Origin of the sequence: Leisingera sp. ANG-M7 (assembly GCF_000813965.1) — a bacterium.
GTDB lineage: Bacteria > Pseudomonadota > Alphaproteobacteria > Rhodobacterales > Rhodobacteraceae > Leisingera.
This window is the reverse complement of sequence record NZ_JWLI01000005.1, coordinates 133,376-155,886: the sequence shown is the minus strand read 5'-3', so window position 1 is coordinate 155,886 and position 22,511 is coordinate 133,376. Positions and strand designations below refer to the sequence as shown.

Sequence of the window (22,511 nt, the reverse complement as noted above, 5' to 3'; positions counted from 1 at the left end):
CGTGATCGAAACCGGCCGTATCGTCATTGCCGGCGCAGGTCTTGGCGCACTATACGCTGCGCTTGAGCTGGCACCGCGGCCGGTTCTGGTGATCTCTCCCGAACGGCTGGGCGAGGGTGCAAGTTCAGCTTGGGCTCAGGGCGGTGTAGCAGCTGCCATGGCCAACCATGACACGCCCGAGGCTCATGCCGCCGACACCCTGCAGGCAGGGGCCGGCACAGTCGACCCCGAAGTGGCCGCCATGGTCACCAGCGTGGCGCGCGAGCACATCATCGACCTGACCGAACTCGGCACTCCTTTCGATCGCGACACGGACGGCAACTACGTGATGAGCCGAGAAGCCGCCCATTCCGCCGCCCGCGTTGTGCGGGTCAAGGGAGACCAGGCTGGCGATCAGATCATGCGGACGCTGATTGCCGCCGTCCGCGCGGCCCCCTCCGTGCAGGTTCTGGAAAACACCCAGGCCGTGCGGCTGGAAACCGCGGGCAGCACCGTCACCGGAATCTGGATCACTCGCGCAGATGAACCCTCTGCCCCGGTGCTGGTCAAGGCGCCAGGTGTGCTGCTAGCGGGCGGTGGCTCCGGCGGACTTTATGCCCACACCACCAACCCGCCGCGTATCCGCGGCCAGGTGATCGGCTTCGCCGCCCGCGCGGGGGCTCGCATAGCTGACCCGGAATTCGTTCAATTCCACCCGACAGCCTTTGATATCGGTGAAGACCCCGCACCGCTTGCCACCGAAGCCTTGCGCGGCGACGGCGCGGTGCTGATCAACGTGGACGGTGAACGCTTTATGCAGTTCGCGCACCCAGACGCAGAGCTTGCCCCCCGCGACATCGTTGCACGCGCAATTTTTGCAGAAACGCAGGCCGGCCGCCGCCCGATGCTCGACACCCGAAATGCACTGGGCGCGGAAGTTCTAACCCGCTTCCCAACAGTCGCCGAAACCTGTGCCCGCGCTGGCATCGACCCGGTGGCGCAGCCGATCCCCGTTGCCGTCGCCGCTCACTATCACATGGGCGGTGTTGAGGCCGACCTTCAGGGCCGCACCAGCCTGGCCAATCTCTGGGTCTGCGGTGAAGCCTCCTCCACCGGGCTGCATGGCGCCAACAGGCTTGCTTCCAACGGTCTTCTAGAAGCGCTTGTCTACGCCCGTAATGCCGCCCGGGACATTGCCGCCCTGAACCTTGAGGCAGATGCTGCGGAAGTCCTCCCGGTGTTTTCGGCAGGCGGACAGGAACTTGCTCCGGTAGCAGTAAATTCCCTGCGCGAAGTGATGACCGCCCACGCTGGAGTCCGCCGCACTGCGGTTGGCCTGAAAAAGGCGCTCGCCACCATCGCCCGGCTTGAAGATGAACAGGCCGAAGACGAAAACTTCCTCAACATGTGCGCCACTGCGACACTGATCGCTGCGGCGGCGCTCAAACGCGAGGAAAGCCGCGGAGGACACTTCCGCGACGACTTCCCAGAGGCCGACCCGACACAGGCACACCGCACCCGCATCACCCTGAACGAAGCCATGGGCATCCGCGCCAAGGTTCAAGAGGAGCTGACATGAGCACCCACTTCGCTACCCTGCCTGATCTGATCCTCGAACCGATGGTGCGCGCCGCGCTGATGGAGGACCTGGGCCAGAACGGCGACATCACCACCCGCGCGGTGATTCCGGCCTCTGCCACCTACTCCGCCCGGCTGAACGCACGCGAGGATGGTGTCGTATCTGGAATGCAGATCGCCAGCATCGCCTTCCGTCTGGTGGATGCCGGACTGAAGGTGGACACGCTCCTGCCCGACGGCACCCCTTGTAAAAAGGGCGACACGCTGATGACCATCGAAGGCTCAGCCGCGTCGATTCTATCCGGAGAACGCGTGGCGCTGAACTTTGCCGGGCGCCTGACCGGCATTGCCACACTGACAGCGGCCTTTGCCGCGGAAACCAAAGGCACCAGTGCGCGCATAACATGCACCCGAAAAACGACTCCGGGCCTGCGTATTGCCGAAAAACAGGCGATTTTGCACGGCGGCGGCTACAACCATCGCTTCGGCCTGTCAGACGCCATCTTGATCAAGGACAACCACATTGCGGCCGCTGGAGGCGTCAAAGCCGTACTGGAAGCCGCCAAGACCTCCGTCAGCCATATGATGAAGGTGGAAATCGAGGTCGATACCCTGGATCAGCTGGCTGAGGTCATTGCCACAGGCGGCGCTGACGTGGTCCTACTGGACAATATGGACACCCCTACCCTGATCAAGGCAGTAGGAATAGCCAAAGGTCACGTCCTGACCGAAGCGTCCGGCAATATGCGGCTGGAGCGCATTGCGGAGGTTGCCGCCACGGGTGTCGACTATATCTCCTCTGGTGCCTTGACCCATTCTGCCCGCACCTTGGATCTCGGACTGGATTTTTGAACGTCAGGCTTGCGATGGCTTTGCCAACACCGCAAGCCTGAATTCTGCGCCATTATCAGGCGTGGCTTACAAAACACCGCGGGGGATGGTTTCCTGCCATTCCTTGCTCACCACCAGATCCTTTTTTTCCCCTTCATAGGCCGTGACCTTGCGCCATAGGAAGAAGTTCTCCCTGTCGCATGTCATTCTGTTCTCCGTGTCGATTGAAACCTGCCAATCACCGCGTTCGAATTCGAAATTCCAATCGCTGGCAAAGGCGGCCGTGGCCGGATCATCGGGATGCACTTCGTAGTGCATGGTAACATGGCTTCCAATGCACATGCCGTGATACGGGTCCACCGCCTTGCCGTAATCGTCGAAGGTGTCCAGAACAAGCGTGCCATCCGCGCGGATCCAGGTTTTTGATGTGCCGCGAGCCTCACGAAGTTGCTCGCTCTGCAGCGCAGGGTAGTCCCGCGGAACACCAGGATTTTGCGGAGATATCTCTTGGGAAACACGGCGCTCCGGCAACACCAGCGAACAGCCTTCCAAGTACAGCGTCACCTCCGCTGCCTCCGGTGCAGGCCAGACAATCGGCCAGTAAGACGTCGACAACGCCAGCCGCAGAACATGACCCGCCCTCAATCGGTGGGCGCATTCATTCAACTCGATCTCGGCCTCATAGCGCTTGCCGGGAACCAGTTTCTCAGGTGCTGAGAAACCGTTCTTGCAGGCGAGGTTCAATGCTCGGAATGTAATCCGTTGCGAAATACCTTCAGGTGACACATCACACAGCCGCGCAACAAGCTGCGCTACCGGTTTGTCCACGCTGAAGGCCACCTTCACCCGCGGGCGGCCCAAGAGTTCAAGCGGGTTTTCCAGCGGAACGGTGTCGAAACAGGCCGACAAACTGTCATCCTCCGCTTGGTCGCCCGCCAGTTCATTGTCAAAACGCATCCCAGGACAAAAATAGCCAGAAGCCTGCCCAACAGTAGCAGGATTGCGGACGGCCTTCACACTGCTGGCAGGCTTTTCCGCCAATACACCATTGCCCATGTGCAAGACCCGATCATGCACATTGGGCGAAGGCCAATCAGCCTCTGCCACCCAACGGCCCTGTCGCGGCTTGTTCTGCATTGTGGGGCTGAAATGTTCCTGAATATAGACGCGGTAGTCCGGCAACTCCTCGGCCCCTGTCTCCTCGCCTTTCAGCCACTTGCCAAACCAAGCCAGCACTTCCCCATGAAAATCCGCTGGATCCAGCTTGGCGATATGGGCGTAGCGGTGTTCCCAAGGGCCTATCATTGCCTTGGCAGGCACCGTCAAATTCGCAGCCAGCGCCGGAGGTGCGTTCACATAGGCATCTGCCCAGCCGGTAATCGCCAGCACTGGTGCCTGAATAGCAGACCAGTCCTCACAGACCGAACCATGCCTCCAGAAATCGCTCCGTGTCTGCTGCTGCAGCCATTCCGCGGCCATGAAAGGCATCCCTTCGATCCGCCTGATCCAATCCTCCCGCCAATCCGCACGAAACTCTGGATCTGAAGGGCGCGACTGATAGGCAAACATTTGGCTGCCCCAGTTCGCATTGTCGCTCAGCAGGCAGCCCCCCATGTAGTGAATGTCATCCGAGTAGCGATCCACAGTCGAAGCGACAGAAACCACAGCCTTCAATGCAGCCGGGCGGCGGAATGCCAGTTGCAACCCGTTAAAGCCGCCCCAACTGATGCCGATCATGCCAATATTGGCGTCGCACCAATCTTGCGCAGCTATCCATTCCAGCACAGCTTCGCCGTCGCTCAACTCCTGGCTTGAGTACTCGTCATCAAACACCCCCTCGCTGTCACCGGTGCCTGCAATGTCCACCCGGATGCAGGCGTAGCCTTCTGCGGCAAAGACCGAATGCGTGGTCTCATCCCGTGGCGCAGTACCGTCACGTTTGCGGTAGGGAAGGTATTCCAGGATTGCTGGAAACGGCCCCTCGCCTTCAGGCAGCCACATGCGTGCGGCCAGCCTGCGACCGTCGGGCAGGGAAATCCAAGTGTTTTCAATGAGATTGTATGCACCGGGCATGGATTATTCCTTCGGCTGTAGTTTGCGTCCGCCATTGCCCGCACCTTCGCCAAATACGTCTCCGCTGCAAAGTGAGCGTTTCCGCGCGAATGTAAGCGAGTTTACGCGCTTTCAGTTATTGTTCGCGCAAATCAGTGCAGTTATTTTGGCAGTTTAGGTGCAGACTTCTCCAGTGAAAGCTCTGCGTCTGAAAATTTCCACGGACCACGCACACCCGGCACGCCCTCCGGCGCAATTTGCATGCCCCTGTGCCTGATTTGCGGATCTTCGAAAGCCTGCCCTATGGTATTGATCGGTCCGGCTGGCACAATTGCCGCCTCGAGAGACGCCAGAAGTTCCGCTTGCGACCAATCAGCCAGCACCGTTTCAAGGACAGCGGTCAGACCCTTGCGGTTTGCCACCCGCAGCTGATTTGTTTGAAACCGTGCATCGGATTTCGTTTCAGACAATCCAAGGACGTCACACAACCTCTCAAACTGGCCATCATTCCCAACCGCCAGGATGACGTGGCCGTCATTGACTGCCATCACCTGGTAAGGCGCGATATTGGGGTGGTCATTGCCCAGCCGCAAAGGGCTTTCCCCGGTCGCCAAATAGTTCATTGCCTGGTTCGCCAGCAGGGCCGTTGCGCAATCCATTAAGGACATATCCAGATGCTGGCCTCGCCCCGTTGTGTGCCGCTGCTCCACCGCAGCCAGAATACCGATGGTGCCATAGAGCCCTGTTACGATGTCAGTGATTGCAACGCCAACTTTCTGCGGCTGCCCATCCTGTGCGCCGGTGATCGACATAAGGCCGGACATTCCCTGCAGCAGGAAATCGTAGCCAGCGCGCGACGCATAAGGCCCGTCCTGGCCAAAACCTGTAACCGAACAATAAATCAGCCTAGGGTTAACCTCGGAGAGTGTCTCGTAATCAAGACCGTATTTTTTCAGCCCTCCGACCTTGAAGTTTTCAATCAGGATATCGGCATCCTGGATCTGCCTGACTACTGTCTGCCTGCCTTCTGGTGTCCGGAAGTCGGCGGTTACGCAGTCTTTCCCACGGTTGGCAGCATAGTAATAAGCAGCTGACTTGTCGCCGTCCCGCTCGATGAAAGGCGGCCCCCACTTGCGGGTATCATCCCCGTCGGGGCTTTCCACCTTTATGACCTCGGCACCCAGATCCGCCAACGACTGACCAATCCACGGCCCAGCCAGGATGCGGGCAAGTTCGACCACTTTCAGGCCTGCAAGCGGCTTCATGGGCATTCCTTCCAATCGGAAACTGTTTTCTTCCCGACATGCTTAGCCCCTGCCGCTTCCTTGGGCAACATTTGATCAAATTTCACTTTCGAGACGCAGAGCTCCCAGTTCTGTAAAATTCTTGTAGCTATGCTGCCGCCGACAAAATTTTCTGTAGCCCTTAGGCAGCCAGCATGTTAGCGATAACGAAACTTAAACTGCCCCTAGGCCAGCAGAGGGAATTGAATTGCAGCGCCCTTGGCGGCACAATGCTCTGGCCTTTCGGCCCCAATGGAACAGCGATGTAATATCAATGGTTTCCCGCGTCATTCCAGTTGATCCTTTTGACCTCGTGCTGTTTGGCGCGACCGGTGACTTGGCCCGCCGTAAAATCCTGCCCGCCTTGTTTCATCGGTTTCAAATCGGCCAGTTCAGCAGTGACTGCCGGATCCTTGGCACTTCGCGCAGCGAACTGACTGCAGAAGAGTTCCGCAATCAGACTGCGGATGCGATCCGCGAATTCGGCCAGGAAGTAGAGACCTCCCCCAAGGAGATCGCTTCTTTCACCGCGCTGCTGGACTATGCCGCCGTTGATGCCCGCGGCGATGCCGGGTGGGATGAGATTCGCGGAAAACTGCGTGACGACGCAGTGCGCGCCTTCTACTTGTCAGTTGGCCCGTCGCTATTCACCGACATCGCCAGCCGGCTCAGCGAGACCGGCATCGCTACTTCCGAAAGCCGCATTGTTCTGGAAAAACCCTTTGGCCACGACCTTGCCTCAGCTCAGGCGCTGAACGCCGCTCTCCGAGAGCATTTCGAAGAGCAGCAGATCTACAGGATCGACCATTACCTGGGGAAGGAGACAGTGCAGAACCTTATGGCTCTGCGTTTCGCAAACTCGCTGTTCGAGCCGCTTTGGAATTCTTCCCACATCGACCATGTGCAAATAACCGTGGCCGAAAGCATCGGCGTTGAAGGGCGCGGCGAGTACTATGACAAATCCGGCGCCATGCGGGACATGGTTCAAAACCACCTGATGCAGCTTCTTTGCCTCACTGCAATGGAGCCGCCCGCGCAGTTCACTCCCAACTCGGTGCGGGACGAGAAAGTCAAAGTAATCGAGGCGCTGCGCCCCGTACCGCAGGCAAGCATTGCCCGCGGTCAGTACCGCAGCAGAAACAGCGCCCGACACGGCGATGGCTACCGCGATCATGCAGGCAATTCCGCCAGCCGTACTGAAAGCTACATTGCTCTCAAGGTTGAGGTGGCAAACTGGCGTTGGGCGGGCACACCCTTTTACCTGCGCACTGGCAAACGCCTGCGAGAGCGGGTCAGCGAAATTGCCGTCTACTTCCGCGACCCACCCCACAACATTTTCGAAGGCTCAGGAACTGTGCATGGCAACGTGCTGGTAATCCGTCTGCAGCCGGATGAAGGCATTACGCTGAAAACCACCATCAAGGATCCAGGGCCTGGCGGCATGCGGCTGACCGGCGCCAACCTGGACATGACTTTTGCCGATGAACTTGCCGAATCCGGGCGCCCTCAGGACGCTTATGAGCGGCTGATCATGGATGTGATACGCGGCAACCAGACCCTGTTCATGCGCGGGGACGAAGTCGAAGCCGCCTGGGCTTGGGCCGATCCGATCATTGCCGGCTGGCAGGACACGGGGGACACGCCGCAGCCCTATGACAGCGGCAGTGCCGGCCCTGACGACTCCCTGCTGCTGATCCACCGCGACGGCCGCCGTTGGCGCAGCATCGGAGACTGAGATGGCACCCCTTAATTTCGCCCTCGCGAATGGCAGCAAAGGCAAGACATGACCCTGAATTCCACATTGGCAGCCGTCACTGAGCGCATCGTCTTACGCAGCGAAGCGACCCGCACCGCCTACCTGGAGCGGATGCGCTCTGCAAAGGGCAAAGGCCCGGCCCGGGCGCATCTCAGCTGCTCCGGCCAGGCCCATGCTTATGCGGCATCCGGTCCAGATCAGCAAACGCTAGCGGAAGGAAGCAAAGGGCATCTGGGGATTGTGACGGCTTACAACGACATGCTGTCGGCGCATCAGCCGTTTGAAACCTATCCTGCGCTAATCCGCGATGCAGTGCGCAAGGCAGGCGGCACAGCGCAGGTGGCAGGCGGAGTGCCTGCGATGTGCGACGGTGTCACCCAGGGCGAAGCCGGCATGGAACTGAGCCTGTTTTCCCGCGACACCATCGCCATGGCAGCAGGCGTCGCACTCAGCCACAACGTGTTCGACGCTGCGGTGTTCCTAGGCGTCTGCGACAAGATTGTGCCGGGCCTGATTATCGGCGCTCAGGCCTTTGGCCACATCCCGGCAGTTTTCCTGCCTGCGGGACCGATGACCAGTGGCCTCGCCAATGATGAAAAGGCGCAGATACGCCAGAAATTCGCGGCGGGTGAGATTTCCCGGGAAGAGCTGCTGAAGGCGGAAATGGCCGCCTACCATGGCCCCGGCACATGCACCTTCTACGGCACTGCAAACACCAACCAAATGCTGATGGAGTTTATGGGGCTCCATCTCCCCGGGTCGTCCTTTGTAAACCCCGGCACACCTCTTCGCGAGGCACTTACGGTTGAGGGCGCCAAGCGGGCACTGTCGCTCAGCGCCCTAGGCAACAACCACACCCCGGTCTGCGAGGTTTTGGACGAGAAAGCCTTTGCCAACGGCATAGTAGGGCTGATGTCTACCGGCGGCTCCACCAACTTGCTAATCCACCTCATCGCCATGGCGAGGGCGGGCGGAATCATCCTGGATTGGCAAGACTTTGCGGAACTGTCTGAGGCAGTGCCATTGCTGGCCAAGGTCTATCCTAATGGCCTGGCAGACGTGAACCATTTTCATGCCGCAGGCGGGTTGGGCTACATGATTGGCGAGCTGCTGAAGGCGGGGCTTCTGCACCCGGACACAAGGACTGTCGCAGGCGAAGGGCTGGAACACTATACGCAAGAGCCGTTCCTTTCCGAGGACGGTCTAACCTTCCGACCTGGGCCCGGACAAAGCCTGAATGACGCAGTCCTGCGCCCCACGGATGCGCCGTTCCAGAAGACCGGCGGGCTCAAGCGGCTGACCGGCAATTTGGGCACCTCGGTCATCAAAGTCTCCGCAGTCGCTAAAGAACACCAGGTGATTGAAGCCCCGGCTCGGGTCTTTCACGACCAGGAAGAGGCCAAGGCCGCCTTCAAGGCGGGCGAATTGACCGGCGACGTAATTATAGTGGTCCGCTTTCAAGGGCCAAAAGCCAACGGCATGCCTGAACTGCACAGCCTGACGCCATTCCTCGGCATCCTGCAAGGCCGCGGCCAAAAGGTGGCTCTGGTCACCGACGGGCGGATGTCCGGCGCTTCCGGCAAAATCCCGTCGGCAATCCATGTGGTGCCGGAAGCCTTGGATGGTGGCCCGATTTCCCGGATCCGGGACGGCGATCTCCTGCGGCTCGATGCGGTTAAGGGCACCCTCGAAGTCCTAACTGAGACAGCACTGAACCGCTCCCCTGCTACTGCCGACCTCAGCGCATATCAGCACGGCACCGGCCGCGAGCTGTTTTCCCTGTTCCGCCGCTCGGTTGCCTCAGCCGACGAAGGCGCAAGCGTATTTGGAGTTTGAATGATGCGGATCACCCCTAAGGAAGCCAGTCTGCGCACCTGCGAGATCTGCGCCCTGGCGCCGGTGATGCCGGTTCTGGTGGTGGAGGACGCGGCCCATGCCCGTCCCCTTGCCGAAGCACTGGTGGCAGGCGGGCTGCCCGCCTTGGAAGTCACCCTGCGCACCGGTGCGGCGCTGGATGTGATCCGCGAGATGGCGCAGGTGAAGGGCGGTGTTGTCGGAGCCGGCACGCTGATCACCCCCAAAGACGCCGAAGCCGCCAAAGAGGCCGGGGCCCAGTTTGGTGTTTCCCCCGGTGCCACGGACTATCTTCTGGATGCCTGCGAATCCATCGGCCTTCCGCTCTTACCAGGCGCAGCGACCGCCACTGAGGCAATGCGGCTGCTGGCCCGCGGCTACGGCATGCTGAAATTTTTTCCGGCAGAAGCTTCCGGTGGTGCGCCGGCGCTCAAGGCCATCGGCGCGCCCTTGCCGCAGATCTCATTCTGCCCCACTGGAGGCATCACACCCGCCAATGCGGGGAGCTACCTGAACTTGGGTAATGTGGTCTGCGCTGGTGGCAGCTGGGTCGCGCCCAAAGATCTAGTTCAATCTGGCAGTTGGAGTGCTATCAAGGAGTTGGCTCGCGAAGCGAGTGCTTTGAGTAAGGGCTGATTGCAGAAAACTGGCTTTAGTGTTGAATGCCATATGGCACCACGCCAGCGCTTGTTTTGCCTGTCCGCTGCGCCCATGTTTCCTGCAAGAAACGGAAACTACAGGAACAGCCCATGACAGAAGTCCAGACTCCCCGCACCGCTCTTCGGGTTGACATTGTCTCAGACGTCGTCTGCCCCTGGTGCGCCGTGGGCTATAGCCAGCTTGCCCTTGCCGCCCGCCACGCAGGGCTCGCCCTGGACATCCACTGGCAACCTTTTGAGCTGAACCCCGGCATGCCCCCCCAAGGCGAGAACCTGCGGGAACACCTCGCAGCGAAATACGGCAGTACTGACGAGCAATCGGCGCAGGTGCGGGCTCAATTGACGGACCTTGGCGCAGCCTTGGGCTTCACCTTCCGCTTTTTTGACGGAATGCGGATCTACAATACCTTTCAGGCACACCAGTTAATCGAGTGGGCGGATGAGAGCGGCAAAGGCCACGAAATGAAGCAGGCGCTGCTCCACTCCTACTTCACAGATGGCAAGGATATCTCGGACCCGGATATTCTGGTGGAGACCGCCGAAACTATCGGCTTGGCTGGTACCGAGGCCCGAACCGCGCTCGAATGCGGGTCCCACGCAGACAGTGTCCGCCAGCGCCAAGCGTTCTGGACAGGCCAGGGGATTCGGGGCGTTCCTGCGATGATTTTCGACGGGCGCCACCTGGTTACCGGCGCGCAAGGTGTCGAAAATTGTACCAGCATCCTTGAACAGCTGGGATTTGCCTGAACAGCTCTCATCTGAGAAAGACGCCCGGCCTGAGTCCGGGCGTGCTTTGCACGCCTAGAATTCACCCATCTGGCAAACACTGAAAGATCGCTGTTTCCAGCTTGTCCACTACTTCAACAATCTGTTCCTCAGAGATAATAAACGGCGGCGCCAGCAGAATATGGTCACCGTTCCGGCCATCGCGAGTGCCGGACATCGGATAGCAGATCAGCCCGGCCTGAAATGCTGCCTTCTTGATTTTCCCCGCCAGGCCCAGCGCCGGATCAAATGGAGTTTTGGTGTCGCGGTCTGCGACCAGCTCTACCCCGCGAAACAGCCCCCGGCCACGGATGTCGCCAATGTTAGGGTGCTGGCCGAAACGGTCCTCCAGCGCGGCCTGCAGCTTCTCTCCCATCTCGGCACAGCGCTGCACCAATCCGCGCTCCAACATCGCCTTAACCACTGCCAGCCCTGCCGCAGTTGCCACAGGATGGCCAATATAGGTGTGACCATGCTGAAAGAAGCCAGAACCGCCCTCGATCGCCTCATAAATCTGCCTGGTACAGAGCATCGCTCCAATTGGCTGATAACCAGCCCCCAAGCCTTTGGCGATGCACAGAATATCCGGCGCCACATCGTCAGCCTCGCAGGCAAAAAGATGGCCGGTACGGCCCATGCCGCACATCACCTCATCCAGGATCAGCAGCACGCCGAATTTGTCGCAGATCTCGCGGATGCGTTTGAAATAGCCCTCAACCGAAGGCACCGCGCCGGAGGTGGCGCCAACCACCGGCTCCGCCATGAAAGCCATAACAGTGTCGGGCCCGAGGCGGAGGATTTCCTCCTCCAGTTCATTGGCGGCCCGCTGGCCATAGTCATAGCTGCTCTCTCCCTCAGCCCGACCTACGTATTCATAGCAAGGCGAGATGTGGGAGATGTCGATCAGCAGCGGCGCAAACTGGGTCCGGCGCCATTCATTGCCGCCCGCCGCCAGCGCGCCGAGGGTGTTGCCGTGATAGCTTTGCTTGCGGGCAATGATGCGGTGCCGCTGTGTTTCCCCTCGCTCCAGGTAGTACTGACGGGCCAGTTTGATCGCGGCCTCGGTGGCCTCAGAGCCGCCGGAGACAAAATAGACCCGGTCGATATCCCCCGGCGCGTTGGCCACCAGGAGACGTGCCAATTCTTCCGCGGGATCAGAAGTCATGAAACCGGTATGGGCAAATGCCAGCTTAGCCACTTGGTCCTGCACCGCCTTGATCACATCGGCGTCGGAATGGCCCAGGCAGGAGACCGCAGCGCCCCCGGAGCCGTCGAAATAGCGCTTGCCGTCCGCATCGATCAGATAACAGCCGTCGCCGGAAACCGCTGTGGGCAGGCTGGCTTTAGTGTGGCGGGGAAAAACATGACTCATAATCAGCACTCCTTGAGGCTAAGGCCCTGGGCCTTTGCGGCCTGAACGAAGGCGGCAACCGAGGCTGCGTTGTCGGCCAGCAGCCCGCCCTCCGGTGTTTCGATGTTATTCTCAAATCCGATTCGCGCATCCCCCCCGGCGGCAACCGCCGCTAACAAGCAGGCTTGCTCCTGCCGCCCGAAAGCACAGGCAGCCCAGGTGAGACCTAGATCCGCCGCGGCGTCCTGAAAGATGGCAAGCCCTTCGGGCCGGGCCAGAACCGGCGGATTGTATTTACCCAGAACAAAGATCGCATCGCGCATGGCACTTGGAACGATGCCGTCCTCATACCAAGCGCTCAGCTGGGCGACGCAGTCCGGACCGTACAGGATATGCTGCACCTGGGTGCCCGCTTCGGCGCACAGGGCATAGGCACGCGCGGCCAATCCTGGGTCCCGCGCCATTTCGCGCACAGAGACAGAGGCAGCCGCCGGGCGCAACGCCTCCAGGCAAACATACTGGGCCGTTACGTCATAAATCCCGGCGCTTTCGGTGGTAATCTGCACCGCCATCGCCGGCACGCGCTCCCGCACCGCTGCCAGGGCCTCTCTGTAGCGTCCGGCATCCAGTGAATGGCGCCCCTCGTTGTCACGCACATGCAGATGCAACGCATGAACCCCGGCCGCAAAACAAGCTGCCGCAGTTTCCGCTGTCTGCTGCGGCGTAACAGGCAGCGCCGGGTGATCGCCGCGTCCGCGCCGGGCACCATTGGGCGCCACCATTAGCCTGTATTTTGCCACCTATGCTCTCCTATGCAGGTATTTCTGACCCGGCTTTCACCCGGGTTGCAGGTGCAGTCTGCATGCACGGCACATCCGCTCTCAATCCTTAAAGTTAAGAACATTTGTTTTACCCTGAGCAGGCTGAGCAGCTTTGTGCCTCCGGGACAGGCCAACCGCGTCTGGACTTAGGTCAGCAGCCGTTTTGGCCCTAACGAATTCCCCGAAACTGACGTTTCTGGTACATAATACGCCTCAGAAGCCCTGTAGGGTTCCGGGCAGCCTGATTCACTTCTAACGCCGAAAGGACATGTCATGGACGGCACGTTCAACGAAAACGATCTCTCCCGCGTTGTCGAGGCCGACAAGGCCCACATGTGGCACCACCTGTTCCAGCACAAGGCGCTGGAAAGCTCCGACCCGCGCATCATTGTCGAGGGCAAGGGCATGCGTGTCTGGGATCAGAACGGCAAGGAATTCCTGGACGCTGTGTCCGGCGGGGTCTGGACCGTCAACGTCGGCTACGGCCGCGAAAACATCTGCAAGGCGGTGTATGATCAGCTGATGAAGGTCTGCTACTTCGCAAACTCCGCGGGCTCCATTCCTGGCGCGCTGTTTGCCGAAAAGCTGATCTCCAAAATGCCGGGCATGACCCGCGTTTATTACACCAACTCCGGTTCTGAGGCCAACGAGAAGGCCTTCAAGATGGTCCGTCAGATTGCCCACAAGAAATACGGCGGCAAGAAGACCAAGATCCTGTACCGCGACCGCGACTACCACGGCTCCACTTTGGCGACCATGTCGGCAGGCGGCCAGGACGAGCGCAACGCGCAGTACGGACCTTTCGCCCCTGACTTTGTTCGCGTGCCCCACTGCATGGAGTACCGCAAGCATGAGCTGGGCCTCGAGCATCTCTCGGGCCGCGAGTTCGGCATTGCCGCAGCTGACGCCATTGAAGAAGTTATCCTGCGCGAAGGCCCGGAAACCGTTGGCGCCCTGTGCTTGGAGCCGGTGACCGCAGGCGGCGGCGTGATCGAAGCGCCCGAAGGCTATTGGGAGCGTGTGCAGGAAATCTGCAAGAAGTACGACGTACTCCTTCACATCGACGAGGTGGTCTGCGGCGTCGGCCGTACCGGCAAATGGTTCGGCTATCAGCAGTACGGCATCAAACCCGATTTCGTGACAATGGCCAAAGGAGTCGCCTCCGGCTACGCGGCGATTGCTTGCATGGTCACCACAGAGGAAGTCTTTGAAATGTTCAAGGACGATACTTCCGATCCGATGAACTACTTCCGCGACATCTCTACCTTCGGCGGCTGCACCGCAGGCCCCGCGGCGGCGCTGGTCAATATGCAAATCATCGAGGATGAGAACCTTCTGGACAACTGCGCAGCCATGGGCGAGCGGATGCTGGGCAACCTCCGCAAGCTGCAGGAAAAGCACGCCGTGATTGGCGACGTGCGCGGCAAGGGCCTCTTCCTGGGTGCCGAGCTGGTGCAAGACCGCGAAACCAAGGAGCCGGTGGACGAGAAACTGGCCCAACAGGTTGTCGCAGAATGCGGCGCGCAGGGCGTGATTATTGGTGTCACCAACCGCTCTCTGCCCGGCCGCAACAACACCCTGTGCTTCAGCCCGGCACTGATCGCCACAGCAGACGACATCGACGCAATCTGCGATGCGGTCGACAAAGCACTGACCAAAGTATTCGGCTGACAACTTCTCCCTGTTGGACGAAAAACTGCGCCCCGGAATTCCGGGGCGTTTTCTTTTGCGAAACGCGAGGCAATGCTGCCAATGGTAGATTGCCGGTCAGCTGGCCCATGCGCAGCTAATTCAAACAATCCCAGAGCAGACCAGAAAAGAGGCTCATATAACCGGGACTTCTTTGGGAAAGGGAACGGCACCGCGCGTTAGCGCCGCGCCGACCTAAGGCATTTTATATTAGCTGGAAAAGTATCCCCGCCAGAATCGCGCCGCTTACTCCCAAACTTGATAGGCTGCGAATAGCTTTGGCTTTACCAGTGACCAGACCGCGGCCATGGCGGGAACTGAGCTGACCGCGCCCGCAACCATAAAGGTCATGGCGGTGCCTGCGCTCATTCCCTGCTCCATCAACCCAGCCAGGAGCGGTGGCGCTACATAGGAATTGAGGTAGGCTGGCATCCCGACCAGAGCCGCAACGGCAATTGGCAGCACACCGTCCCCGCCGACAAGACCGGCAATCACTCCGGCCGACACGTAGTGGACTAAAACAGACTCCAGCACATAAGCCAGCGCCAGCCATTTCAACAGAAACAGACCGTTTGAAACAAACTCCCTGCGAAAGTTCGCCCGTCGCTCTGCCTCGGTCCAGAAACTCCAGTTTGGCCTGGCATCCGTCCTCGTGCTGCCACAACCGCAGCAACTTTTGGGCTTCTGATGCCGTAGAGGGCTGGCAAAGACACCCTGCCCACGCAACAGCTTGATGGCAAAACCGCCAAACAGCCCCAAAGCCACTGCAGCCACTGCCTTACCGATGGCGAATGGCCAGCCCAAAGCGCCCGCCGTGATTAACAGCGTCGGCGGGTCAATCAGCGGTGAGGACAGCCAGAACGCCATCACCGCTGACAACGGCGCACCGAGCGACAGAAGCCCTGCTATGAACGGAATCACCTCGCAAGAGCAGAAGGGTGCCAAGCCGCCAAACAATGCGGCTAGGAAGATCATCCCGGTTTCACGGCCTTCAAAAGCGCGTGCAACCATCGTCTCGGCCCCTGTTGCCTTGAGATAGGCCAACAACAGCGCTGCAAACAGGATATATCGTGCAGTGCTGCCCAGTGCCGCAAGGGTGAACTCCAGAACAGATCGGAAGTTGCCCGGATCAAAGATTGCCGCAGCTGCCAGCAATGCGACGCTTAGCGTCCAAGGTGTTTTCAGCCAGCTGCGCAGCATCTTCACAGGGTGGGGTTGCTGTGTCAGTTCAGTCATCGCTTGCAGCCCTCTTGCCTGCATCCGCGCAGCACTCCTGCAAGATGAAGCCCGCAAGCGCCTCTAGCCGCCCATAATCGGCCCGGCAGACGGTGCTGCGCCCGTCGCGCGCCTGCCCGATCACGCCCGCCGCGGTCAGAAATCTCAGATGGTGAGCCAGGGTCGAAGGCGCGATACCGGTGCGGCTCTGAACTTCTCCGACAGTCAGCCCGCTGTCTCCAGCCCGGATCAGGCATCGCAGAACCTGCAAGCGTACTTCGGACCCCATGGCTGCGAAGCCTTGCGCAGCTTCTTCCCACTCCATAATCTCAGCTCCAATTGATTCGATAAAACTAGTTTTATAGCTCTAACGCCAAGTTTCAAGAGGAGACAGGTTCCTGCCAAGCTAGAGCTGCAGGTGGATATGATCATCGTGCCGCGCAGCACGGCACCCCTGAAAGCGCAGTTTGCCGGAACTCACCCCAAACCGGCTTTGCAGATGCGGCTCAAGAAAGACTTTTCTGACCCTGCCGTCTGCAGCCAGAACCCGCAGCAGATGGCGGGTGCGGTCCGCATCGACCTCCAAATCCCGCCACAATACCTGCAGCGCCTGAAGGTCCCAGCGCAGTGACAGCCAGGCAGCCGGGCATTCCGACACTCCTTGTTCAAAGGCAAAATAGCCGATCGGAGACCGGACCGCCTTGGGCCTATAGCCTGATGCGTCGGAATAGTAAAAAGCGATATCCGCTTTGCGCCCGTCATTATGTGACAAGTGCGGAAGCAGTGGAAAGCCGGCCAGAAAAGGGAAATTTGCATCTAGCACCAGCGTAACAGTACCGGGATAAGCTGTATCAACCGCTGTCGCAGTTTCCTGCAGCACCTCGGCCAGCTGCGGTGTCACAAAGTTCCGGTTTAACAGGCAAAAATACCAAGACTGCATCTGCAGAGGGCCCTGCTGCCAGCAGCTGAGAGCAACCCGTCCGAAGTGCGGGGCGGCCCAGCCGGCCGCCAGGCTGAGGCCCAAGTACAGAATAAGGAATGCTGCAAGCCTGCGCCGGAACATAAGCGCCACTAACCAAGCAATGCCGCCCAGTTGTGTGAGAAGGGTTAATAGAAGGGCAAATGCTAAGTGGCCAATGATTTTCAACATGCGGCAAACTGGCACTGCCCGCCCGGCCAGCACAAGGCGCAGATTCCACTAAACTGGCCCTAAGTCCAGATTGCACCCCACTTAAGTCCACTCTAAGGTGCCTGCATGGCCATTTCCGTTGACACCTTCTTTCTGAACCCGGACGCCCAGGGAACACTGCAGGCGCAGATTCAGGAAATGATTGCCGAGGGCATCTTGTCCGGCCGCTTCCGGGTTGGCGAGAAGCTGCCGTCCTCGCGCAAGCTGGCCGCGCATCTGGGCATCAGCCGGATCACCGTAACGCTGGCCTACACAGAACTTCTGGCGAATGACTATCTCACCTCGCGCGGACGTTCAGGGTATTTTGTCTCCGACAATGCGCCAGTGCCGCCCTCCTACACACCGCAACAGAAATCCGGCGATACAGTTGACTGGGGAAAGGTGATGGCACGCAGCTTCACTGGCGGCGACACTCCCCGCAAACCGCAGGATTGGCGCGACTACCGGTATCCATTCATTTACGGTCAGGCCGATGCTTCGCTGTTTGATCACGCCAACTGGCGGCTTTGTGCGCTGCGCGCTCTGGGGCAAAAGGACTTCTCCGCACTTGCTAATGATTACTTCGACCAGGACGACCCGCTGCTGATCGAATACATTGCCCGCCATACGCTGCCACGGCGCGGGATCACGGCACGGCCGGAAGAAATCCTGATCACCCTGGGCGCCCAGAACGCGCTGTGGATCACTTGCCAGTTGCTGCTGAACCGCGGGCGCCGCGCAGCTGTGGAGGATCCGGCGTACTATACACTGCGTGACCAGGTGGTACAGACCCGGTGCCAAGTGGACTGCATTCCCGTGGACGAGCGTGGTCTGCCGCCTGACACCATTCCCAACGACACCAATGTTATTTTCTGCACTCCCAGCCACCAGAGTCCCACGACTTTCACCATGCCAATGGAACGCCGCAAGGAGCTGCTCCGGCGCGCCAGCGAAATTGATGCCGTGATTGTCGAAGACGACTACGAGTTCGAGATGTCCTTCCTTGGCGCACCTTCACCGTCGCTCAAGTCGCTCGACACCGAAGGCCGGGTCATTTACGCGGGCAGTTTCTCCAAGTCGCTGTTCCCAGGCCTCAGGCTTGGTTACCTGGTTGGGTCAGAACCTTTCATCCGCCAAGCCCGTGCATTGCGCGCCAGCGTGTTGCGTCACCCGCCCGGCCATGTGCAACGTACCGTGGCTTACTTTCTGTCCCTCGGCCACTACGACGCTCAGATCCGCCGCATCGCCAAGGTTCTGCACGACCGGCGCGCGGTCATCGAAGATGCGATCCGCAAACACGGCCTGACCATCGCCGGCGTCGGCAGCTTTGGCGGTTCCGCCCTTTGGATGCAGGCACCCGAGGATGTCGATGCCACAGCGGTAGCTGAGCGGCTGCGGGAAAAAAGCGTGATCATTGAACCTGGCGCACCCTTCTTCGCGGCAGAGCACCGCAAGCAGAATTATTACCGTCTCGGCTATTCCTCGATACCGGCAACCAGAATCGAGCCCGGGTTGGCCTTGCTTGCTCAGGCGCTGAAGCAACGCTGAGCAGCTTTTGCTGGTCCATGACTCTCACACCACCCGAGAAATGATACGATTTGTATCAACAGGCGATACGCAACTTTTTGCGCTCACTGGGCATGACCGGCTGAACCTTATGTGAAAAAACCTCCCGGCTATTTTCACAAGCCCAGTTTTGGACCTATTCCAGCGCGAGAACTGGCCCTAACCCGGCACCCCACTGCCCCCTAAACCAGAGTCAATTCCCGGCATTCCTGCCCGGGCGGATCATGCGTCTCACTCAGGAGCAAAACCCATGAAAATGACCACCGAAGAAGCCTTCGTCAAAGTGCTTCAGATGCACGGCATCGAGCATGCCTTTGGTATTATCGGCTCGGCCATGATGCCAATCTCCGACATCTTCGAGCCGGCGGGCATCACCTTCTGGGACTGCGCGCACGAAGGCTCCGGCGGCATGATGGCCGACGGCTACACCCGCGCCACCGGCAAGATGTCGATGATGATCGCCCAGAACGGCCCCGGTATCACCAACTTCGTGACCGCGGTGAAGACCGCCTACTGGAATCACACCCCGCTGCTGCTGGTTACCCCGCAAGCCGCAAACAAGACCATGGGTCAGGGCGGTTTCCAGGAAATGGAACAGATGCGCATGTTTGCGGACTGCGTCTGCTACCAGGAAGAAGTGCGCGACCCGTCCCGCATGGCAGAGGTCCTGAACCGCGTGATCATGCAAGCCAAGCGTAACTCCGCTCCAGCCCAGATCAACGTGCCGCGCGACTACTTCACCCAGGTCGTCGATATCGACCTGCCGGCAGTGGTTGATTTTGAGCGCCCCGCAGGCGGCACCGAGGCGGTGAACGAAGCGGCCGAGCTGCTGTCGAACGCAAAATTCCCGGTCATCCTGAACGGTGCCGGCGTTGTTATCGGCGGCGCGATCCCGTCCTCGATGGCCCTGGCCGAGCGTCTGGACGCCCCGGTTTGCGTTGGCTACCAGCACAACGACGCCTTCCCCGGCTCGCACCCGCTGTTCGCTGGCCCGCTGGGCTACAACGGCTCCAAGGCCGGCATGGAGCTGATCTCCAAGGCTGACGTTGTTCTGGCCCTGGGCACCCGCCTGAACCCGTTCTCGACCCTGCCCGGCTACGGCATCGACTACTGGCCGACCGACGCGAAAATCATCCAGGTTGACATCAACCCGGACCGCATCGGCCTGACCAAGAAAGTCACCGTCGGTATCGTTGGCGACGCCAAGCAGGTTGCGGACACCATCCTGGGCAAACTGTCCGGCACGGCAGGCGACGAGGGCCGCGACGAACGCAAGGCGCTGATCGCGCACACAAAATCCTCCTGGGCGCAGGAACTGTCCTCGATGGACAGCGAGCAGGACGATCCCGGCACCACCTGGAACGAGCGTGCCCGTGCTGCCAAGCCTGACTGGCTGTCGCCGCGCCGTGCATGGCGTGCGATCCAGGCCGGTCTGCCGAAAGATGCGATCATCTCTTCCGACATCGGCAACAACTGCGCCATTGGCAACGCCTACCCGTCGTTTGAAGAAGGCCGCAAGTACCTGGCCCCCGGCCTGTTCGGCCCCTGCGGCTACGGTCTGCCGGCGGTTGTCGGCGCGAAAATCGGTTGCCCGGACGTTCCGGTTGTCGGCTTCTCCGGCGACGGCGCCTTCGGCATTGCAGTGACCGAGCTGACCGCAATCGGCCGCGAAGAATGGCCCGCCGTGACCCAGGTTGTCTTCCGCAACTACCAGTGGGGCGCAGAAAAGCGTAACTCCACCCTGTGGTTCGACGACAACTTTGTCGGCACCGAGCTGGACACCCAGGTGTCTTATGCCGGTATCGCCAACGCTTGCGGCCTGAAAGGTGTGGTTGCCCGCACTCAGGAAGAGCTGACTGACGCCCTGCGCCAGGCCTGCGAAGACCAGAAGAAAGGCATCACCACCCTGATCGAAGCGATGATCAATCAGGAACTGGGTGAGCCCTTCCGCCGTGACGCGATGAAGAAACCGGTACAGGTTGCCGGCATCAGCAAGGACGATATGCGTCCGCAGAAAGTCTGAACCTGATGCCCCTGCCCTTTGACCTCTCTATGGGCCAGGGGCTCTATCTGGCCGCCGCGTTGTTCGCGGCGGCCGTGATCCGCGGCTTTTCCGGCTTCGGATTTTCCGCGATCTTTATCATTCTGGCTGCACTCACCACCAATCCGCTGCCTTTGATCCCGGTGGTGTTTTCCTGCGAAATCGCCATGACCGCCTTTCAGGCCCGCGACATTCGCCCGCATATCGACTGGCAAAGGGCCATTGCCCTGCTGGCAGGAGCTGCCGTCGCCACTGTTCCCGCCATCGCCATCATGTCACGGCTGGGCGAACAGGAGGCACGTCTGGCGATCTCAATCCTGATCCTGGTGCTGAGCCTGGTTCTGCTTAGCGGCTGGCAACTGGAGCGCCCAGTGGGACGCAATGGAAATGTGGGCGTGGGTGCCATTGCAGGCATTGCCAACAGCGCTGGCGTCGGTGGCCTGCCCGTGGCGGCCTTTCTAACCGCGCAGCCAGTTCCTCCTGCGGTGTTCCGCGCGACGATGATCGTTTTCCTGACCGGCATCGACGTGATGGCACTGCCGGTTATGGCTGCAAACGGGCTGGTCGGGCCGGAAACCCTGACCGGTATCTTGCTGGCCTTTCCCATTCTGGGCCTCGGCATCTGGGCCGGGTCTCATAGTTTCAAGGCGGTCTCGCAAAAGCTGTTCCGCCGCGCGGTGGTTCTGATGCTGACCGCACTGTCGCTGATCAATATTGCACGGCTGGCGTTCTGACTGCCGCGCCCTGCCCCGAAAACACTGTTACAGGACGCACGCCCGTGACCCAAACCTTGTCCCCACTCGAACTGCTGAAGGCCGAAGCCCCGGCGACCCGTCCCGTTGTTTCGCTGAGCGAGGGCGCCGATCCCCGTGTGGTTGCAGGCGCCCTGGCCGCACATCGGGCCGGTATTGCCGACGTCATTCTTGTCGGCCCGCGGGCTGAGGTTGAGGCCGCCCTGCAAGCCGAGGGCGCCGAAGCCAGCAAAGGTGTGGCGATCCACGATCCGTCCACTTCGGATCTGACTGCAAGCTTTGCTGCCGAGTATTTTGAACTGCGCAAACACAAGGGCGTGGATGAGGCCAAGGCCCGCACCGCGGCTGAAACCCCGTTGGTCTATGCCGCCATGCTGGTCCGCTTGGGCCATGCAACCGGCACCGTCGGCGGCGCTGTGCATACCACCGGCGATGTGGTGCGCAGCGCCATCCAGGTGATCGGCATGGCGCCGGATGCCGGCATGGTCTCCTCTTTCTTCCTGATGTACCCGCCAGCAGAGGCGCCCGATGGCGCCCGTGCGATGCTGTACTCCGACTGCGGGCTGGTGATTGACCCCAAGCCTGCCGAAATGGTGTCCATCGCCGCAGCCTCGGCCCAATCAGCCAGCGCGCTGTTGCGGGTGGATCCGAAACTGGCCTTCCTCAGCTTCTCGACCAAGGGCAGCGCCAAGCACCCGGCGGTGGACAAGGTGACTGAGGCTCTGGACCTGTTTCAAGACACCCATCCTGAGCTTCCCGCCGATGGAGAATTGCAATTCGACGCGGCCTTTGTGCCCTCAGTCGGTGAACGCAAATCTCCGGGCTCTGCCGTTGCAGGCCAGGCCAACGTGATGATCTTCCCGAATCTGGACGCAGGCAACATCGGCTACAAGATCACCCAGCGGCTGGGCGGGTACTCAGCCATCGGTCCGGTCCTTCAGGGACTTGCCAAACCCGCCAACGACCTGTCGCGCGGCTGCAGTGCCGAGGATGTGACCCAGATCATCGCCGTCACCATCCTGCAGGCTGCAGGCGCCAAGCGTCCGGGAATTTGAACAAATGTTCCAAAAGCCTGAGCCATTGCAGAACACTATTCCCAAATTGAGGCATTCCGTCATACGGTCGCCCGAAACACCCAACAGGACCCGCCC

General features: G+C 60.3%; 17 protein-coding genes and 1 pseudogene. 11 read left to right on the top strand and 7 right to left on the bottom strand.

Annotated features, from left to right (window positions below; all coding sequences use genetic code 11):
• The first annotated feature begins 1 nt into the window (after window position 1).
• Window positions 2-1,558, top strand: coding sequence for an L-aspartate oxidase (locus tag RA26_RS06190; protein WP_039181399.1), 1,557 nt, complete (start codon window positions 2-4; stop codon window positions 1,556-1,558).
• Window positions 1,555-2,409 carry a carboxylating nicotinate-nucleotide diphosphorylase gene (nadC, locus tag RA26_RS06185; protein ID WP_039181396.1) on the top strand — a complete coding sequence of 285 codons (855 nt, stop codon included), beginning with the start codon at window positions 1,555-1,557 and terminating at the stop codon, window positions 2,407-2,409. Before RA26_RS06190 ends, nadC begins: the two co-directional genes overlap by 4 nt.
• Before the next feature lie 66 nt (window positions 2,410-2,475).
• On the opposite strand, the gene RA26_RS06180 is transcribed toward nadC, so the two are convergent.
• Entirely contained in the window at window positions 2,476-4,461 is a 1,986-nt protein-coding gene (locus RA26_RS06180; protein WP_039181394.1) for a CocE/NonD family hydrolase, read from the bottom strand.
• Between the two features lie 140 nt (window positions 4,462-4,601).
• Window positions 4,602-5,705, bottom strand: coding sequence for a CaiB/BaiF CoA transferase family protein (locus RA26_RS06175; protein WP_039181391.1), 1,104 nt, complete (start codon window positions 5,703-5,705; stop codon window positions 4,602-4,604).
• A 292-nt stretch (window positions 5,706-5,997) separates the two neighbouring features.
• On the opposite strand from RA26_RS06175, the gene zwf reads away from it, so the two are divergent.
• The 4 genes from zwf to RA26_RS06155 are packed head-to-tail and all read left to right on the top strand — an operon-like array spanning window position 5,998 to window position 10,739.
• Window positions 5,998-7,458, top strand: coding sequence for a glucose-6-phosphate dehydrogenase (gene zwf / locus RA26_RS06170; RefSeq protein ID WP_039181388.1), 1,461 nt, complete (start codon window positions 5,998-6,000; stop codon window positions 7,456-7,458).
• Between the two features lie 48 nt (window positions 7,459-7,506).
• A complete protein-coding gene (gene edd, locus RA26_RS06165; RefSeq protein WP_039181386.1) occupies window positions 7,507-9,315 on the top strand; it encodes a phosphogluconate dehydratase in 1,809 nt (602 codons plus the stop codon).
• Between the two features lie 3 nt (window positions 9,316-9,318).
• Window positions 9,319-9,969, top strand: a complete 651-nt coding sequence (gene eda, locus RA26_RS06160; protein WP_039182053.1) for a bifunctional 4-hydroxy-2-oxoglutarate aldolase/2-dehydro-3-deoxy-phosphogluconate aldolase — start codon at window positions 9,319-9,321, stop codon at window positions 9,967-9,969.
• A gap of 26 nt (window positions 9,970-9,995) precedes the next feature.
• A complete protein-coding gene (locus RA26_RS06155) occupies window positions 9,996-10,739 on the top strand; it encodes a DsbA family oxidoreductase (protein ID WP_342586111.1) in 744 nt (247 codons plus the stop codon).
• A 61-nt stretch (window positions 10,740-10,800) separates the two neighbouring features.
• Here RA26_RS06155 and RA26_RS06150 read toward each other — a convergent pair whose 3' ends face one another.
• Together RA26_RS06150 and RA26_RS06145 are read right to left on the bottom strand one after the other, a co-directional pair.
• Complete coding sequence (locus RA26_RS06150; protein WP_039181381.1) at window positions 10,801-12,129, bottom strand: aspartate aminotransferase family protein; 1,329 nt, start codon at window positions 12,127-12,129, stop codon at window positions 10,801-10,803.
• A 2-nt stretch (window positions 12,130-12,131) separates the two neighbouring features.
• Window positions 12,132-12,908, bottom strand: a complete 777-nt coding sequence (locus tag RA26_RS06145) for a 3-keto-5-aminohexanoate cleavage protein (protein WP_241482596.1) — start codon at window positions 12,906-12,908, stop codon at window positions 12,132-12,134.
• A gap of 294 nt (window positions 12,909-13,202) precedes the next feature.
• On the opposite strand from RA26_RS06145, the gene RA26_RS06140 reads away from it, so the two are divergent.
• On the top strand, window positions 13,203-14,600 hold the full coding sequence (locus RA26_RS06140) for an aminotransferase family protein (RefSeq protein ID WP_039181375.1): 1,398 nt from the start codon (window positions 13,203-13,205) through the stop codon (window positions 14,598-14,600).
• Window positions 14,601-14,823: 223 nt separating this feature from the next.
• On the opposite strand, the pseudogene RA26_RS06135 reads toward RA26_RS06140, so the two are convergent.
• From RA26_RS06135 to RA26_RS06125, 3 genes and pseudogenes are all read right to left on the bottom strand, one after another.
• Window positions 14,824-15,854 (bottom strand): annotated as a pseudogene (locus RA26_RS06135) (permease).
• A complete protein-coding gene (locus RA26_RS06130) occupies window positions 15,847-16,158 on the bottom strand; it encodes an ArsR/SmtB family transcription factor (RefSeq protein WP_039181372.1) in 312 nt (103 codons plus the stop codon). The pseudogene RA26_RS06135 and the gene RA26_RS06130 overlap by 8 nt, the downstream one beginning before the upstream one ends.
• An 81-nt stretch (window positions 16,159-16,239) precedes the next feature.
• A complete protein-coding gene (locus tag RA26_RS06125; RefSeq protein ID WP_039181369.1) occupies window positions 16,240-16,983 on the bottom strand; it encodes a hypothetical protein in 744 nt (247 codons plus the stop codon).
• A 105-nt stretch (window positions 16,984-17,088) separates the two neighbouring features.
• On the opposite strand from RA26_RS06125, the gene pdxR reads away from it, so the two are divergent.
• From pdxR to pta, 4 genes are all read left to right on the top strand, one after another.
• A complete protein-coding gene (gene pdxR, locus RA26_RS06120; RefSeq protein ID WP_039181367.1) occupies window positions 17,089-18,549 on the top strand; it encodes a MocR-like pyridoxine biosynthesis transcription factor PdxR in 1,461 nt (486 codons plus the stop codon).
• A gap of 268 nt (window positions 18,550-18,817) precedes the next feature.
• Window positions 18,818-20,590 (top strand): sulfoacetaldehyde acetyltransferase, encoded by a 1,773-nt coding sequence (gene xsc / locus RA26_RS06115; RefSeq protein ID WP_039181364.1) that lies wholly within the window; start codon window positions 18,818-18,820, stop codon window positions 20,588-20,590.
• 5 nt (window positions 20,591-20,595) lie between these two features.
• Complete coding sequence (locus RA26_RS06110) at window positions 20,596-21,342, top strand: sulfite exporter TauE/SafE family protein (RefSeq protein WP_039181361.1); 747 nt, start codon at window positions 20,596-20,598, stop codon at window positions 21,340-21,342.
• 44 nt (window positions 21,343-21,386) lie between these two features.
• Window positions 21,387-22,415, top strand: a complete 1,029-nt coding sequence (gene pta, locus RA26_RS06105; protein ID WP_039181358.1) for a phosphate acetyltransferase — start codon at window positions 21,387-21,389, stop codon at window positions 22,413-22,415.
• Window positions 22,416-22,511 lie beyond the last annotated feature (96 nt).